Source organism: Bdellovibrio sp. SKB1291214, from assembly GCF_002209355.2.
In the GTDB taxonomy this organism is placed as follows: domain Bacteria; phylum Bdellovibrionota; class Bdellovibrionia; order Bdellovibrionales; family Bdellovibrionaceae; genus Bdellovibrio.
The window spans coordinates 804,831-818,094 of record NZ_CP106855.1 but is presented as its reverse complement, the minus strand read 5'-3'; the positions used below and the strand labels follow the sequence as shown (position 1 = coordinate 818,094).

Sequence of the window (13,264 nt, the reverse complement as noted above, 5' to 3'; positions counted from 1 at the left end):
AATTAAACCTTTGCCTTCGTGCTAGTTGTATTGGCGACCGCATTGGTGCCGACAGCAATCACGGCGCGAGCTTCAGCGAAATCCTCTTTATCAAAAGAAGCGTTCGGGTCTTTTTTAAATCCGTTGGCAAACATGTCAGCCAGGGGACCTGTGACTTTTACTTTTTTATTTTGACGATGCATCAGTGATTCCATCACCACTTTTTGCATACTGAGGCTTTGCAAATCTTTAATCACCGAGCCCGCTTCCAGATTGCGATCATAACTATTTTTAATCAAAGTCAGCAGAGAGTTTTTGAATTTTTGAACGCCAGCAGCAACCATGCGGTCTTCAAGACCTTCCGTTTTTCCTAGCTTGGCGTTCTCAGACCACAGATCCATCATCGTTGGTTTCTGTCCTCGGCCGAAACTCATTGGACCAGGTTCCCAGCCCTCCGAGCGTTGAGCGAAATCAAAATGTTTAAAATCATTGAGTGCCAAAGCTTGCGTCGGCTGAACCGCCAACTGACGGATAGCGAGGCTGCGATTTTCAACTTTGCCCCAAGGACTTTCCCAGATCGCACTCCAAGATTTGGGAGAGATCAAGACGAAGTCTTCAAGACCCAAATGGAGAACATCGACATTGTCATTTTGGTATTGGAAACCCAGGGCGCTGTAAGAGGCGAAAAGACTGCCCACACGTTTATGGTTTTCATTTTGGAAAACCTCTCCCTCGGCGCCTATAAAATAGATTTTATCTTCAGAAACGGATTCTTTAAATCCTTCAACCAAATCCTTTTTTAGGTCTTGGAACAAGCTTGAAATGGTCGCATTTAAAGCGTTCTTGCGCCAGCGTGTGACTTCGTCTTGATTTTCGGTTTTTTCAGGGACGAAAACTTCGATGCCTTTTGCTTGGAAAAAATCTTGGGCTTGTTTTTCGTGAACTGCGTTGATGTTTGCGTGGAGGAAGTGCAAGCATACTTTTTTGATTTCCATCAATTGCAGTTTGGCTGCGATGCCTTCAAGCTCTTCATTGGCTAAAGCGTGAACCACTTGACCGGAAGCTTGGATTCTTTCGCGAACAGAGAAATGCAATTCTTCAGACGTTAACGCCGAACCCGAGCAACCACGAAGTTCCAACCAGTTTTCAAAACCTTCGGTCGTAACATGAGCCACAGCACCAGAAAGTTTATAGTCCATGAGTTTTTCAGAAATTCTTAAGCTCACGAAAGCTTTGGAAACAGCTTTATCCTTGTGAGCAGAAACAAATTGTTGAAGAGAATTTTTTAAATTCTCACGGGACAGGTAGGCGCGTTTGGCAGCAATTGTTTTAGTCCCGTCCCACAGAATGTATTCTGCGAAGGATTCACCAACACTTACCCCGAACATGAAACTGTTTTGCATTTTTAAACGCTCTCTATTGAAATCGCACTAGAATGTGTTAAAGCTAGGCGATCAGATATAGCAAAGAAGTCCCTATAAGAAAAGGATTGTTACGTGAAGATTTCTCCAGAAATTTTAAATCTTGTACCTTACAAGCCGGGTAAACCAATTTCAGAAACACAGCGTGAATATGGCTTGTCGAAAGTATACAAGTTGGCGAGTAACGAAAATCCTCTGGGACCCAGCCCGAAAGCTATGGAAGCTGTTAAAAAGGCACTCGATCACCAAAATCTTTACCCAGATCCTTCCCATTATGAGCTTTTACAAACAATCTCAAAGCTTTGGGGCTTTCAAACGAATATGCTGGCTATCGGAAACGGCAGCGACGAGCTGATCGACTTGTTAACTCGCATTTTCTGCGAGCCCAAACAAGGTGTTTTGACCTCAGTTGCAGCGTTCAATGCTTATGAAGTAAGCGCTGGAGCGAATCGCGCGATCATCCATAAGGTTCCTTTGACAGAAGGTTTCGCTTTCGATTTGGACGCCATTGCTGATTATTTCATGGCTCACCATAAGGAATACGACATTCGTTTAATTTTTATATCGAACCCAAACAATCCAACGGGGACCTATGCATCTAAAGAGCAGGTTGAATCTTTCTTAGGACGCTTAGGAAATCGCGATGACGTCATGATCATATTCGACGAGGCTTACAACGAATTTGTGCGTGCTGAGGATTACGCTTCTGCTCAGGATTATATTAACAAATATAACAATTTAATCGTTTTGCGCACCTTCTCAAAAATCTATGGCCTGGCGGGTTTCCGCGTGGGTGCGATGATTGCCCCTCCAACTGTTGTTGAGGTGTTTAACCGCGTGCGCAAGCCTTTTAATGTCAATGATTTAGCGCAAGTCGCTGCAAATGCGGCTCTGCAAGATAAAGAATTCCTTCAACGCTCGCAGCAAATTTGCTGGAAAGGGCTTGATTACTTCTACAAGAAATTAGAAGAATTAGGCCTGCCGTACATCCATTCCCAAGGTAACTTCGTCATGTTTGACACGCTTCGTGATGCAGTTAAAGTCAATGAAGCTTTGCTTCGTCGTGGGATCATTATGCGTCCTGTTTTGAACTATGGGTTTAAAACGCACATGCGTTTGAGTGTAGGGCTTGAGCATGAAAACGAAGCAGCCATCGCCGCTTTGAAAGAAGTGCTTAAAGAAATTCCTGTTCTTGCTGGAACACCGATTCCAACAGTTTAGAAATTTCGAAGTTTCGTGTAGATTGGATTTTTGGAGTGGAAATGGGATTAGTAGTTACGATTGATGGACCTGCGGCATCTGGTAAATCTTCAGTGAGCCGTGAACTTGCCCGCCGTCTTGGCTGGAAGTGGGTTTCTACAGGTGCGTTCTATCGTGGCTTGGCCTATGCCGCTATCCAATTGAATGTTGATCTTGATGACGTGAAAGCATTGGCTGAATTGACTCATAATCCAATTTGGAGCGTGAGTATGGAGCCGGATCGCACGCGTGTTTATTTTCAAAATGAAGATGTCACAGATTCTATCGCTCACGAAGACGTGGGTAACTTTGCATCCAAAGTCAGCCATTATCCTGAAGTTCGTAAAGCTCTTTTAGATGCTCAACGCAATTGCAGCGCAGGTGAATCTGGTTTGGTTGCAGAAGGTCGTGACTGCGGAACAGTTGTTTTCCCCACAGCAGAAGCGAAAGTTTATCTGACGGCATCAAGCGCTCACAGAGCCGCTCGTCGCGCGACAGAATTAGGTCTTGATCAAGGCGATATGGCGAAAGCTCAAAAACAACGCGATCATCAAGACTCCACTCGTAAAGTGGCCCCCATGACTATCCCAGCTGATGCCTTTGAATTAGACTCCACAGAGTTGGATCTGAATCAGGTTGTCGACAAAGTCGAAGCCTTCGTAAAAACTAAAATCTAAACGCTGGGAAATTTTTTCTTCTGCGCTTTAAATATTGAAAAGCTTCGCGATTTTTTTAAGATCCTGAATCAGCTCTTTCCGGAGCTGATCCGATTTTTCTCGGTCGGGACTTCGTAATATGGCGGAGGGATGCCAACTTACGTAAATTGATGGGCCCTGATCCGCTTCATTCAAATCCTTACCGCGTTCTTGGGAAATCGTTGGATTTCTTCCCAAGACACTGCGACCAGCTGTCACTCCCAGTGCCAATATGATTTGCGGATGAATCGTCATTATTTCATCTTGCAACCAGTGATGACACGCTTTGATTTGAGCCGTGTTGGGTTTGTCGTGGATTCGTCTTTTTCCGGTGCCTGCAGTTTTGAATTTAAAATGTTTAACGGCATTGGTCAGATAGACACTGGATATATCAATTCCAGCCGCTTCTAAACACTTCCTTAAGACTCCGCCAGCGGGTCCCACAAAGGGTTCTCCTTGCAAGTCCTCTTCATTGCCCGGTTGTTCGCCGACGATGATCAAAGAGGCTTTTGGATTCCCGTTTCCGAAAACAACCTGAGTAGCATATTTATACAAATCGCAATCGCGACAATGTTCTGCTGCCTTTTTGAGTTTCTTAAGCATCTTGCCGGAGTCAGCCATGCCAATATTTTGAAGTCGAAGTCCACAAAGCACAGCTGACAATCCGGAAAGATTGTTGAAACTCACCCTGTTCCAGGAATGCGCCGTTTTCAGTCAGGGCCTGTCATTCTTTCACTCTAAGAACACGAAAATGGCTTCTCAAGGAATAGGGAAGAGATGAGAACCGGCCCAGCATTTGTATCCATGACGGCATCTGTCCTTTGGAGGTCGTTTATGATCAAAACTATCGTGATCCCTGCTTTGCTTTTTCTGAGCTCTTTGGCGCACGCTGAAAAAGAGGTGGTGGTAACTTGCAAAGGTTCAGTAAATCCCTCGATGAAGCCTCAGGAAACTTATACGGTGAATCTGACGGATTTCGGGGACATTGTCCTGCAAGGTCAAGATGCCAAAGCTTCACAGATCTATATCAAAGTGGATGCAGCAGAAGTCATCCAAAGAAATGATGACCACCGTTTGCAGTTGCTAAGTACGAAACGACAAATGGGTATGGTGTTGTCTAAACAGTCCTTGGACATCGATTATAAAACGGGAAAAGGTCTGGCCCAAGACACGTTGACATTCAACGGTGGAACCAAACCTCGTTCAATCTATCTTGCCTCTTGCACAAGATAATTTTTATTTTAGTTTATAAACACAAGTCGTCAGTTCTCCCGCTTCGTCAGAAAAAATCATTTTGATTTCTGACTTGCGAATTTCTGCAGTCGCAATTGATTTAGTTGCATTCTTGCCTTTGCAGATTTCTTCATTCGTGCGAATGAAAGTTGTGACTTCTTTATCATCTTTACGCACGGACGTTTCTTTAAATTCGCAATTTTTATCAAGATCAGATGGTTGAGTATCTTGACCGTTGGCCAAAGCAAAACTTTCTTTACCACCTAGACGCAATTCTTTTTCACGCAGATCTTTTTTAGAAACCTCTAAAGGTCTGCAGATGTTTTTATCACCTGATTGCAAGTCGTAGGATCCAAAGCTTAGTGTAGAAACCGATCCTGCGTGGGCCGTGAATGTCGTTGCTAATACCATCAAAAAAGCGAAGTGTTTTGATCTTAGAAGCATAGTTTCAACCTTTTCATGTGCGGCATCATTTGTGAGTTTTTACGGATGATCGGACCCCAGTACATCGGCCCTGAAGTCGCAGTGTAACCGTTGCTTAACTGATTGTCCTTCATAATCTCAATCGAACATTTTGCTTGGCCTTCGAAAGTCGAGATATCTCGGCATTCGGAACCGCGTGTGCGCAGGCGCAAACTTCTGTCTTTTTCCATTGTCCAAATTCCATAACCAGGTCTGTCATTGATAACGCGGTAACCGGCACGAGTTTTCACGCGTGTGGGGTGCACTAAGCTTTCCTTACATCCTGACTCTTCTTGGCCCAAAGCTGTCCAGAACCAAGCCCATGCGATCATCTTATCGGCAGAGGAAAGTTGATTGAACTTAGGACAGAAACCACCTAGTGCGTTGCTCGCCAGGTATTCGCTGCGATTCGAAGAATTGGACATGATAGAAATTAGCTTTTGACCTTTGGAGGTCGGCGCACCTTGTTTATTCACGATTTTATAACAAGCATTCGCCATACCACGTTTTTCTGATCTTAATAAACTGCCACGACCTTCCGTTGTGGGAGCGACCGCTGAGCAGTCCACGCAAGGGCGTTTGTTAGTTTTTTTGTTGGCATTCTCGATAGCGTCAATCGCGCCACGGGCTGTTTCTTTTTGTTTTGCGACTTTTTTAGCGGTGCCGTCTTCTTCGATTGCAGGTTTATCGCGTTTTGCAGATACTGCTTGAGCTGTTGCGACATCGCGAGTTGTTTTAGCCGTGGACCAATCAGCTGGAATAGTCTCATATAAAGCAAGATCAGAATCGCCATCTCTGTGATAGACCCACATTTCTTTGCCAGCGCTTCTGCCGTTCATCACTTTGATTTTAATACCAAAGCTACCAGAACGAAGTTTTTTCGTCTCAAGAATTTCACCACGTGTACCACGAGTTAGAGTCGTTAGGATATTTCGATCCCCTCTAGTGAATGAACTTGAGCTGCGACCGTTTAGCATGCCTTTTAATTCTACATATTCTTCTTTGCCGGTAAAACCCGACAATAAAGAGATGCAAACCGTTCCTGCTAATATTCGTTTGATAAGCCTATTGATTTCCATACCAACAGGTAGTGCAAGGACTAGGCACAGTTGGCATGGGTAAAGTATCGAGTGCTTTCAAAGGCTTAGATCGTTACGCCCTCATTCCATTTATTAACTTCTGAGAGGTCTTCGCTGAATTGTCACCGGGGTGTCAACTCAGTGAGCATCCCGGTGAATCTCAAAATGAGACGCTAGTGATGCTGCGAACTTATTTGATCGCTCAGACGACCTTTATTGCGACCCGAGGTGATTTCAGACTCGAGGGCGATGAAATCGATAAGGTCATTGTTAAATCTCTCGGAATCAGTCTGCGCAAGGCCGTGATTTCCACCTTCATAAATTTTTAGGATGGAATTGGGGATCAATTTCGCGGACTCCAAGGCTGACGCGACGATAGGAACAATTTGGTCGTCATCTCCATGAATCAGCAAAGTTGGAATATCGAATTTTTTAAGGTCCTCCGTAAAGTCCACTTCAGAGAACTGTTCAATGCAATCATACTCGGGCTTAATTCCACCCATCATGCCTTGCAGCCAGAATGAGTCGCACAGTCCTTGAGATGTCCTGTTCATCATGCGGTTAAAACCGTAAAACTTTTTCGAGAGATCTTGAAAGAACTGCGAGCGGTTGTCGGCAACGCCTTTGCGAATGTCGTCAAAAATCTCGCGAGGAAGTCCCTCTGGATTATTCGCAGTTTTTAACATCAATGGGGGAACAGCCCCCACCAGGACTGCCTTAGCGATACGAGTGGTTCCGTGTCGTCCGATATAGCGAGCGACCTCGCCACCACCTGTAGAGTGACCGACGATAATGATATCTTGCAGATCTAGGTGATCAATCAATTCCGCCAAATCATCGGCGTATTGATCCATATGATTGCCTTCCCATGTTTGCGTCGAGCGTCCGTGACCGCGGCGGTCATGAGCAATTACGCGATAGCCTTCATTCAACAAAAACAGCATTTGGGATTCCCACGCATCAGAGGTTAAAGGCCAGCCGTGTGATAGCACAACAGGCTGTCCCTTGCCCCAGTCTTTATAGAATATTTTAGTGCCGTCCGAGACTGTGAAAAATGAAGCCATAAAGTATCCTTTCATGTGAATTAGCTTTTGTTTGAATATCTAAAGCTAACATCTGGAAAGGACGGGGAGGGACTGAATAGACACCGGCATGACTAAATGCAGGCGTCTGTTATGTAAGATAACATCTAGAAACGCGAAGCCAATAGCAACGCTTTCGCAGCCACTGCCGTGGTGTAAGCAGAAGAACGCCAAACAACTGGATAGCGTGCCACGAAAGTCGCCGCAAAGTAAACCTCACCTGGCCAGTACACAAACCCATTGCGATCACGAGTGCTCATCCCCGCCAAATAATCTGCGGCATCGCGAACCGCCGCCCGATGTGTTGGGTTTTCTGGGTCGCCTAATTGGGCTAGCGCACTTAAGGCCCAAGCCGTCGATTGAATTCGGTCAGGGCGAGTCAGGTACTTGTTTTTCCATCCGCCATTTTTCTTTTGTTTCTTAAGTAAAAACGCAATCAAATTATCACGTGATGGCTCCAGGCAACTGCCGCCTTGGTGAATGATTTCCGCCATCGTAAATGGTAAAACATAACGACTTGGATAATACATTCCGCAGTAAAAAAAATCCTTTTTGATTGCCATGCGATTCAAGTGGTCGCAGGCCGCCTGATATCCCGGCCCCTCAGTTTGTTTTGTCAGAGTCAGCAATTTCAAAACGTTCGCATTGACGACGCAATCCACATCATTGCGATTAAAGGGCACGCGCGTTCCGTTGTTGGGTCGTGAAAATAAATTGCGAGGACTGCGGGGATCATTTTCATCCCACAACCATGTCAAAAAAGCGCCGGTATTCGACTGACCCTGTCCTGCATTATAGATATGAGGCTTACGATTTAAATCACGGGCCTTTGAAAAAGCACTGACAACTGAAAGGGGCAGAGGTTTGAAAGAGTGCTCTCCAAAATTCATTTTATGCAAGTATTGAAGAGTCGCATAAGAAACAGAAGTCGTATCAGCATCAGGCGGAATGTTAGCAAAACCCTTAAAGCGTGGAGCTAAATACATATAGCGCGGTTGGCGCACGCGAACTCCGCGATACATGGTCGGAGGATAAAAATTAAAAAGTTCATCCCAGTAATAGTTGGAAAAACCCGCGACTGTTTTACGGATCATAGGAGGAATAGAATCATATTGCGGCGCTAAAAAATAAATCTCTGCCAAAACATTGGCGACCGAAGCTGCGACGAAAGCTGTCGGTTCCTCATAAGGATGGTTAAATTTCCCAACGCCAATGTTGCTAGGGAGGTAAGAGGTGACTCGGGCCACCCATTGACCGGGGTCGTACCCCTCGTCCCCCGTGGTTTGGTAATGCTCGATAAAGCGCAGGGCCGAGGAAATGTGCCCTCGATATTGGGGTCCTGCGAAACAAATAGTTCCACTTAAGCATGCGAACAAAACAATGAAAATAGCTTTCATCAGGTCCCTCTAGTCTCAAATCGAATATGGTTGAGTTCAGCAGGGAAAACCGGGGGGAGGCAAGTGCCCCTGTTAGCTTACATTTAGACACCTTTTGAAAAGGCTAACGAGGGGCGTAAAACCTTTGACTTCCGACCCCTTAGCTCGCTAAACCATTGTTTCGCCAAAGAGCGAAGAAAGGTACGGGTAAGGTCCTCGAGGCTTTACTACGTGGAGGTATTTAAAAAACGATATGACAAAACAACTTAACAAGGCTGAACTTGAAAAACAGAAAGTGCTAGCTTTCTTGGATGCAGAAGATTCTAAAGTCGCTGCTAATCCTGGCATCTATGGTGCAAAAAAGTCTGAAAAAGGCGAATTCGATTCTCTATTCGAAGCGTCCATGAAAGAGCAAGATTTCAAGGTTGGCGACGTTGTTACTGGTTCTGTAGTTGAAGTACAATCTGACTACGTTCTAGTGGACATCAACTACAAGTCTGAAGGTTTGATCGCTATCAATGAATTCCGTATCGTTGACGGTGTTCGTGAAGTGAAAGCTGGAGACAAAGTAGAAGTTCTTATCGACCGTATCGAAAACGAAAACGGTATGATCGTTCTTTCTAAAGATAAAGCAGACATGCTACGTGCATGGACTGATATCTCTAAAGCAGCAGAAAACGAAGAAGTTATCGAAGGTACTGTTGTTGCTAAAGTTAAAGGCGGCTTGAGCGTTGATATCGGCGTTAAAGCATTCTTGCCTGGATCTCAAATCGATCTACGTCCGGTTCGCAACATGGACGTTTACTTGGGCAAAAAGTTCAAATTCAAAGTTATCAAATTCAACAAAAAGCGTGGCAACATCGTTCTTTCTCGCCGTGCGCTTCTTGAAGAAGAACGCGACAGCTTGCGTTCACAAACTCTTGACACTATGGCAGAAGGTTCTGTTGTTACTGGTATCGTTAAAAATATCACTGACTACGGTGCGTTCATCGACCTTGGTGGCATGGACGGTTTGTTGCACATCACTGACATGTCATGGGGCCGTGTAAAACACCCTTCTGAAATGTTGAATGTTGGCGACGAAATCCAAGTTAAAGTTCTTAAGTATGATAAAGAAAAAGAACGCGTATCTTTGGGCATGAAACAGTTGCACAACGATCCTTGGGAAACTGTTAAAGCATCTTACCCAGCAGGCACTAAGCTTAAAGGTAAAGTTGTTTCTTTGGCAGAATACGGTGCATTCATTGAACTTGGCGAAGGCATTGAAGGCCTCATCCACGTTTCTGAAATGTCTTGGACTAAACGTGTAAAACACCCTTCTCAAATCGTTAACGTTGGTGACGAAGTAGAAGTAGTAGTTCTTGAAGTTGACACTGAAAACCGCCGCATTTCTTTGGGCATGAAACAGCTTCAACAAAACCCATGGATTGAACTTAAAGAGTCTTACGCTCCAGGTACAATCATCGAAGGTGAAGTTAAATCTGTTACTGACTTCGGTATCTTCATCGGCATCGAAGAAGGTATTGACGGCCTAGTTCACATCTCTGACTTCTCTTGGACTAAACGTGTTAACCACCCAAGCGAAATGTTCGCTAAAGGTGCTAAAGTACGCGCCGTTGTTCTAGGTGTAGACATCGAGAACGAAAGATTCTCTTTGGGCATCAAACAACTTGAGTCTGACCCTTGGGCTAACATCGAAAACAAATACGCTATCGGTACACAACACGACGTTAAAGTAACTAAAACAGCTGATTTTGGTGCTTTCGTTGAGCTTGAGTCTGATATCGAAGGTTTGATCCACATTTCTGAACTAACAACTGATAAAATCAACACAGTTGAAGACTTCATTAAACCGGGTCAATCTGTAAAAGCTGAAGTTATCTCTATCGACAAAGACGCTCGTAAGATCGGTTTGTCTGCAAAACTAGTTAAACTTCGTGAGTCAAAAGCTGACGTTGATGACTATGTTAAGAAAGCAACAGCAACTTCTAAATCAACTTTCGGTGACTTGTTCGCTGACCAGTTGAAAAACATGAAGACTGACGGCAAGCAATAGTATGCCTAATCCGACGCGAGTCGGAGTGTGTAGCTACTCCGGCGCGAGCCGGAGTGAATCAGACGCTTGGCGTAATTGACTGAAATGTCGAAAAAGGGGAGCCTATCAAGGTTCCCCTTTTTTTATTTCAGCAGGAGTCAGCAGCGTGGCGCAGAAGTCAGGTTTCTTCAAAAAACTCATCATTATTATTTTAGTATTTATCGGTATCGGTGCGGTTCTAAAAGCCGGCTCCGGTATGTTTGGCGAGCAAGAAAAAAAGCTGACTGCTAAAAACACGATTCTTCAACTTGAGATGAACGGCGTGATCTTAAACGGTAAGCGCTTTCTAAAAAATCTTAAGAAGTATTCTGAAGACAATAAAGTTAAAGCGATCGTGATTAACATCAACTCCCCAGGTGGATCCGTTGGTCCGTCTCAAGAGATTTATCACCATATTAAGAAGGTTCGTGAAGAACTTAAAAAACCAATCGTTTGTGTAACGACGGGTGTGATGGCTTCTGGCGCTTACTACTCTGCAGTGGCTTGCGATAAAATTGTCGTGGCTCCAGGTGCTTTGGTGGGCTCCATCGGTGTGATCATGGAATTCGCGAATCTTGAAAAGCTTTACGATTGGGCCAAGGTTTCTCGCTATTCAATCACGTCTGGAAAATTCAAAGACTCTGGCGCTGAATACCGCGGTATGCGCGCGGATGAAAAAGAACTTTTCCAAAACATGATCAACGAGGTCTATGCACAGTTCAAAGGAACAGTGGCGAAAGAGCGTAAGCTTAAAGACGAAGTCGTTTCTGAGTATGCAGATGGTCGTGTGTTCACAGGTGCCTTCGCAGTTAAAACAGGTTTCGCCGACCAAGAGGGTTTCTTAGATGATGCCATCAAATTGGCGGCAGAGATGGCAAAACTTGATAAAAAAGATTACGACGTTTTCGAAGTACCTAAAAAGAAAATGAGCATTTTTGATTTCGGCGATAAAGATTCAGAAGACGATTTGAATTCGTTGGCTGAATACGCAGATCTTCTTAAAGGGAAGGCTGCAGTTGCGGCGGGTATCACGCCGGGTGTGAATGTAGAGGGGGCTGTGAAGTATTTGCTTCGCGCAAAATACTTGAATCAGCCGCTGTACATGATGCCAGGCTACTGGGAGTAGTTGATGGCGAAAAAGAAAGCATCCAAAAAAACCACTGTTAAAAAGTCAGCTGCGAAAAAGTCGGTTAAAAAATCGGCTTCGGCTGAAAAGGCAGTGGTTTGTATTAATCAGAATGTCTGGCCGATGGAGCGTGATGTTTTGTTCCGTCCGGACCGCATGAAATACGTGCGTAAGTTGATTAAACCAGAGGGATGCGTTTTCTGTAACGCTGCTAAACATGATATTTCTTTCGATACATTGTGTGTCTACAAATCCAAACACGCGATGGTTGTTCTGAACAAGTTTCCTTATAACAGTGGTCATGTGCTGGTCTTGCCGATTCGTCACTGTGGGGATTTGTTAAAACTCAGCGATGCCGAGTTTACCGATGTTCAAAATACGATTCGTCACACGATGGCTGCGATCAACTCGATTTATGAACCCGGAGGAATTAACCTGGGATTAAATCATGGAGCAGTGGCTGGTGCGGGGATTCCTGAACATCTTCACTATCATATGATTCCGCGATGGGCGGGGGATCTTAATTTCTTCCCTTTGATTGCTGAGACAAAGGTCTTGGTTGAAAGTCTCGAGCAGACCTATGAGAAGTTTTTGGAGTATTTTAAAAAGATATGAATAGAGGCGTAAGTTTTCAAACAGCTCCCATGACTCCTGCGGTGAAATGGTTGCTGATCATCAATGTAGCGGTTTGGTTCCTTCTGCAAGTTATGGTGGAGGGATTCGCTAAAATTCCTATCACTCAATACTTGGCGCTTTACCCGGGAAAAGTCCTTTTCAATTTTGAGATCTGGCAGTTGTTCACTTACATGTTCGTGCACTCTTTGCAGGTCACGCACATCCTGTTCAACATGTTGATGCTTTGGTTCTTTGGTGCCGAGCTTGAACAGCGCTGGGGGACGAAGTTCTTTCTGACTTATTACTTCGCATCCGGTATCGGCGCCGCCATCATCTACTGCGTCGGTGTGTGGACGTGGGCTTTGGCGACGGGCTCTGAAACAGGCTTGATCGTGCCGGTGGTCGGTGCTTCGGGTGCCATCTTTGGTTTGCTGCTGGCTCAAGGGATCATCTTTGGTGAGCGCATCGTGTACTTCTTTATGCTTTTCCCAATGAAGAACAAATGGTTCGTAGCCTTAATGGGCTTAGTTCAATTTGCCTCCATGATGACATCTGGCGTCACGGGTGGGGAAGTGGCTTATCTTGCCCATTTGGGTGGTATCGTGGCGGGTTTCGTGACTTTGCAGGTGAAAGCTTGGTTTATACGCCAGGATTTTAAGAAGAAGGCTAAAAACAAGGGCCGAAACCTTCGCTTGGTCGTCGATAACGAGAAGAAGTCCGATAAACCTCCAAAATACTGGAACTAAAGAAAGGGCCTGCCGGGCCCTTTCCAGTTCTTAAGGACCCGAAGGCCCTAAAGCCACCGACTGCTTTGTTGTCGAGGTCTTCGTTCTGGGGAGGGATTTCCCTGTTTGGCTTTGGGACTGGACAAAATTAGGTCATT

At 44.9% G+C, this 13,264-nt stretch carries 13 protein-coding genes; 7 read left to right on the top strand and 6 right to left on the bottom strand.

Annotated features, from left to right (window positions below; all coding sequences use genetic code 11):
* Nucleotides 1-2: 2 nt before the first annotated feature.
* Nucleotides 3-1,367 (bottom strand): hydantoinase/oxoprolinase N-terminal domain-containing protein, encoded by a 1,365-nt coding sequence (locus B9G69_RS04040; protein ID WP_265437964.1) that lies wholly within the window; start codon nt 1,365-1,367, stop codon nt 3-5.
* Between the two features lie 108 nt (nt 1,368-1,475).
* On the opposite strand from B9G69_RS04040, the gene hisC reads away from it, so the two are divergent.
* Complete coding sequence (gene hisC / locus B9G69_RS04035; RefSeq protein WP_088616799.1) at nt 1,476-2,621, top strand: histidinol-phosphate transaminase; 1,146 nt, start codon at nt 1,476-1,478, stop codon at nt 2,619-2,621.
* Between the two features lie 41 nt (nt 2,622-2,662).
* On the top strand, nt 2,663-3,316 hold the full coding sequence (gene cmk / locus B9G69_RS04030) for a (d)CMP kinase (RefSeq protein WP_088616800.1): 654 nt from the start codon (nt 2,663-2,665) through the stop codon (nt 3,314-3,316).
* 27 nt (nt 3,317-3,343) lie between these two features.
* Here cmk and B9G69_RS04025 read toward each other — a convergent pair whose 3' ends face one another.
* Complete coding sequence (locus B9G69_RS04025; RefSeq protein ID WP_141096978.1) at nt 3,344-3,955, bottom strand: UdgX family uracil-DNA binding protein; 612 nt, start codon at nt 3,953-3,955, stop codon at nt 3,344-3,346.
* A gap of 213 nt (nt 3,956-4,168) precedes the next feature.
* Here B9G69_RS04025 and B9G69_RS04020 point away from each other — a divergent pair, with 213 nt between their 5' ends.
* Complete coding sequence (locus B9G69_RS04020) at nt 4,169-4,567, top strand: hypothetical protein (RefSeq protein WP_088616802.1); 399 nt, start codon at nt 4,169-4,171, stop codon at nt 4,565-4,567.
* A 3-nt stretch (nt 4,568-4,570) separates the two neighbouring features.
* On the opposite strand, the gene B9G69_RS04015 is transcribed toward B9G69_RS04020, so the two are convergent.
* From B9G69_RS04015 to B9G69_RS04000, 4 genes are all read right to left on the bottom strand, one after another.
* Nucleotides 4,571-5,011, bottom strand: a complete 441-nt coding sequence (locus B9G69_RS04015) for a hypothetical protein (protein ID WP_088616803.1) — start codon at nt 5,009-5,011, stop codon at nt 4,571-4,573.
* On the bottom strand, nt 5,002-6,108 hold the full coding sequence (locus B9G69_RS04010) for a hypothetical protein (RefSeq protein ID WP_141096979.1): 1,107 nt from the start codon (nt 6,106-6,108) through the stop codon (nt 5,002-5,004). Before B9G69_RS04010 ends, B9G69_RS04015 begins: the two co-directional genes overlap by 10 nt.
* A gap of 173 nt (nt 6,109-6,281) precedes the next feature.
* The gene (locus B9G69_RS04005; RefSeq protein ID WP_088616805.1) at nt 6,282-7,172 is read right to left on the bottom strand and encodes an alpha/beta fold hydrolase; all 891 of its coding nucleotides are present in this window, start codon (nt 7,170-7,172) and stop codon (nt 6,282-6,284) included.
* A 125-nt stretch (nt 7,173-7,297) separates the two neighbouring features.
* Nucleotides 7,298-8,587 carry a hypothetical protein gene (locus B9G69_RS04000; RefSeq protein ID WP_088616806.1) on the bottom strand — a complete coding sequence of 430 codons (1,290 nt, stop codon included), beginning with the start codon at nt 8,585-8,587 and terminating at the stop codon, nt 7,298-7,300.
* 232 nt (nt 8,588-8,819) lie between these two features.
* On the opposite strand from B9G69_RS04000, the gene B9G69_RS03995 reads away from it, so the two are divergent.
* The 4 genes from B9G69_RS03995 (at nt 8,820) to B9G69_RS03980 (ending at nt 13,127) form a co-directional block, all read left to right on the top strand.
* Nucleotides 8,820-10,622 carry a 30S ribosomal protein S1 gene (locus B9G69_RS03995; RefSeq protein WP_176401006.1) on the top strand — a complete coding sequence of 601 codons (1,803 nt, stop codon included), beginning with the start codon at nt 8,820-8,822 and terminating at the stop codon, nt 10,620-10,622.
* 145 nt (nt 10,623-10,767) lie between these two features.
* Nucleotides 10,768-11,766 (top strand): signal peptide peptidase SppA, encoded by a 999-nt coding sequence (gene sppA, locus B9G69_RS03990; RefSeq protein ID WP_254917012.1) that lies wholly within the window; start codon nt 10,768-10,770, stop codon nt 11,764-11,766.
* A 3-nt stretch (nt 11,767-11,769) separates the two neighbouring features.
* Complete coding sequence (locus B9G69_RS03985) at nt 11,770-12,381, top strand: HIT family protein (RefSeq protein WP_141096980.1); 612 nt, start codon at nt 11,770-11,772, stop codon at nt 12,379-12,381.
* Nucleotides 12,378-13,127: a rhomboid family intramembrane serine protease gene (locus B9G69_RS03980; protein WP_088616807.1), complete on the top strand. Its 750-nt coding sequence runs from the start codon at nt 12,378-12,380 to the stop codon at nt 13,125-13,127. The genes B9G69_RS03985 and B9G69_RS03980 overlap by 4 nt, the downstream gene beginning before the upstream one ends.
* The last annotated feature ends 137 nt before the right edge of the window (nt 13,128-13,264 follow it).

Bases quoted from the DNA above. Each gene is read 5' to 3' on its own strand.
- B9G69_RS04015 (WP_088616803.1), bottom strand. From the start codon at position 5,011: ATGCTTCTAAGATCAAAACACTTCGCTTTTTTGATGGTATTAGCAACG.
- B9G69_RS04010 (WP_141096979.1), bottom strand. From the start codon at position 6,108: ATGGAAATCAATAGGCTTATCAAACGAATATTAGCAGGAACGGTTTGC.
- B9G69_RS04000 (WP_088616806.1), bottom strand. From the start codon at position 8,587: ATGAAAGCTATTTTCATTGTTTTGTTCGCATGCTTAAGTGGAACTATT.
- B9G69_RS04020 (WP_088616802.1), top strand. From the start codon at position 4,169: ATGATCAAAACTATCGTGATCCCTGCTTTGCTTTTTCTGAGCTCTTTG.
- B9G69_RS04040 (WP_265437964.1), bottom strand. From the start codon at position 1,367: ATGTTCGGGGTAAGTGTTGGTGAATCCTTCGCAGAATACATTCTGTGG.
- cmk (WP_088616800.1), top strand. From the start codon at position 2,663: ATGGGATTAGTAGTTACGATTGATGGACCTGCGGCATCTGGTAAATCT.
- B9G69_RS03985 (WP_141096980.1), top strand. From the start codon at position 11,770: ATGGCGAAAAAGAAAGCATCCAAAAAAACCACTGTTAAAAAGTCAGCT.
- B9G69_RS03980 (WP_088616807.1), top strand. From the start codon at position 12,378: ATGAATAGAGGCGTAAGTTTTCAAACAGCTCCCATGACTCCTGCGGTG.
- B9G69_RS03995 (WP_176401006.1), top strand. From the start codon at position 8,820: ATGACAAAACAACTTAACAAGGCTGAACTTGAAAAACAGAAAGTGCTA.
- B9G69_RS04025 (WP_141096978.1), bottom strand. From the start codon at position 3,955: ATGGCTGACTCCGGCAAGATGCTTAAGAAACTCAAAAAGGCAGCAGAA.
- B9G69_RS04005 (WP_088616805.1), bottom strand. From the start codon at position 7,172: ATGGCTTCATTTTTCACAGTCTCGGACGGCACTAAAATATTCTATAAA.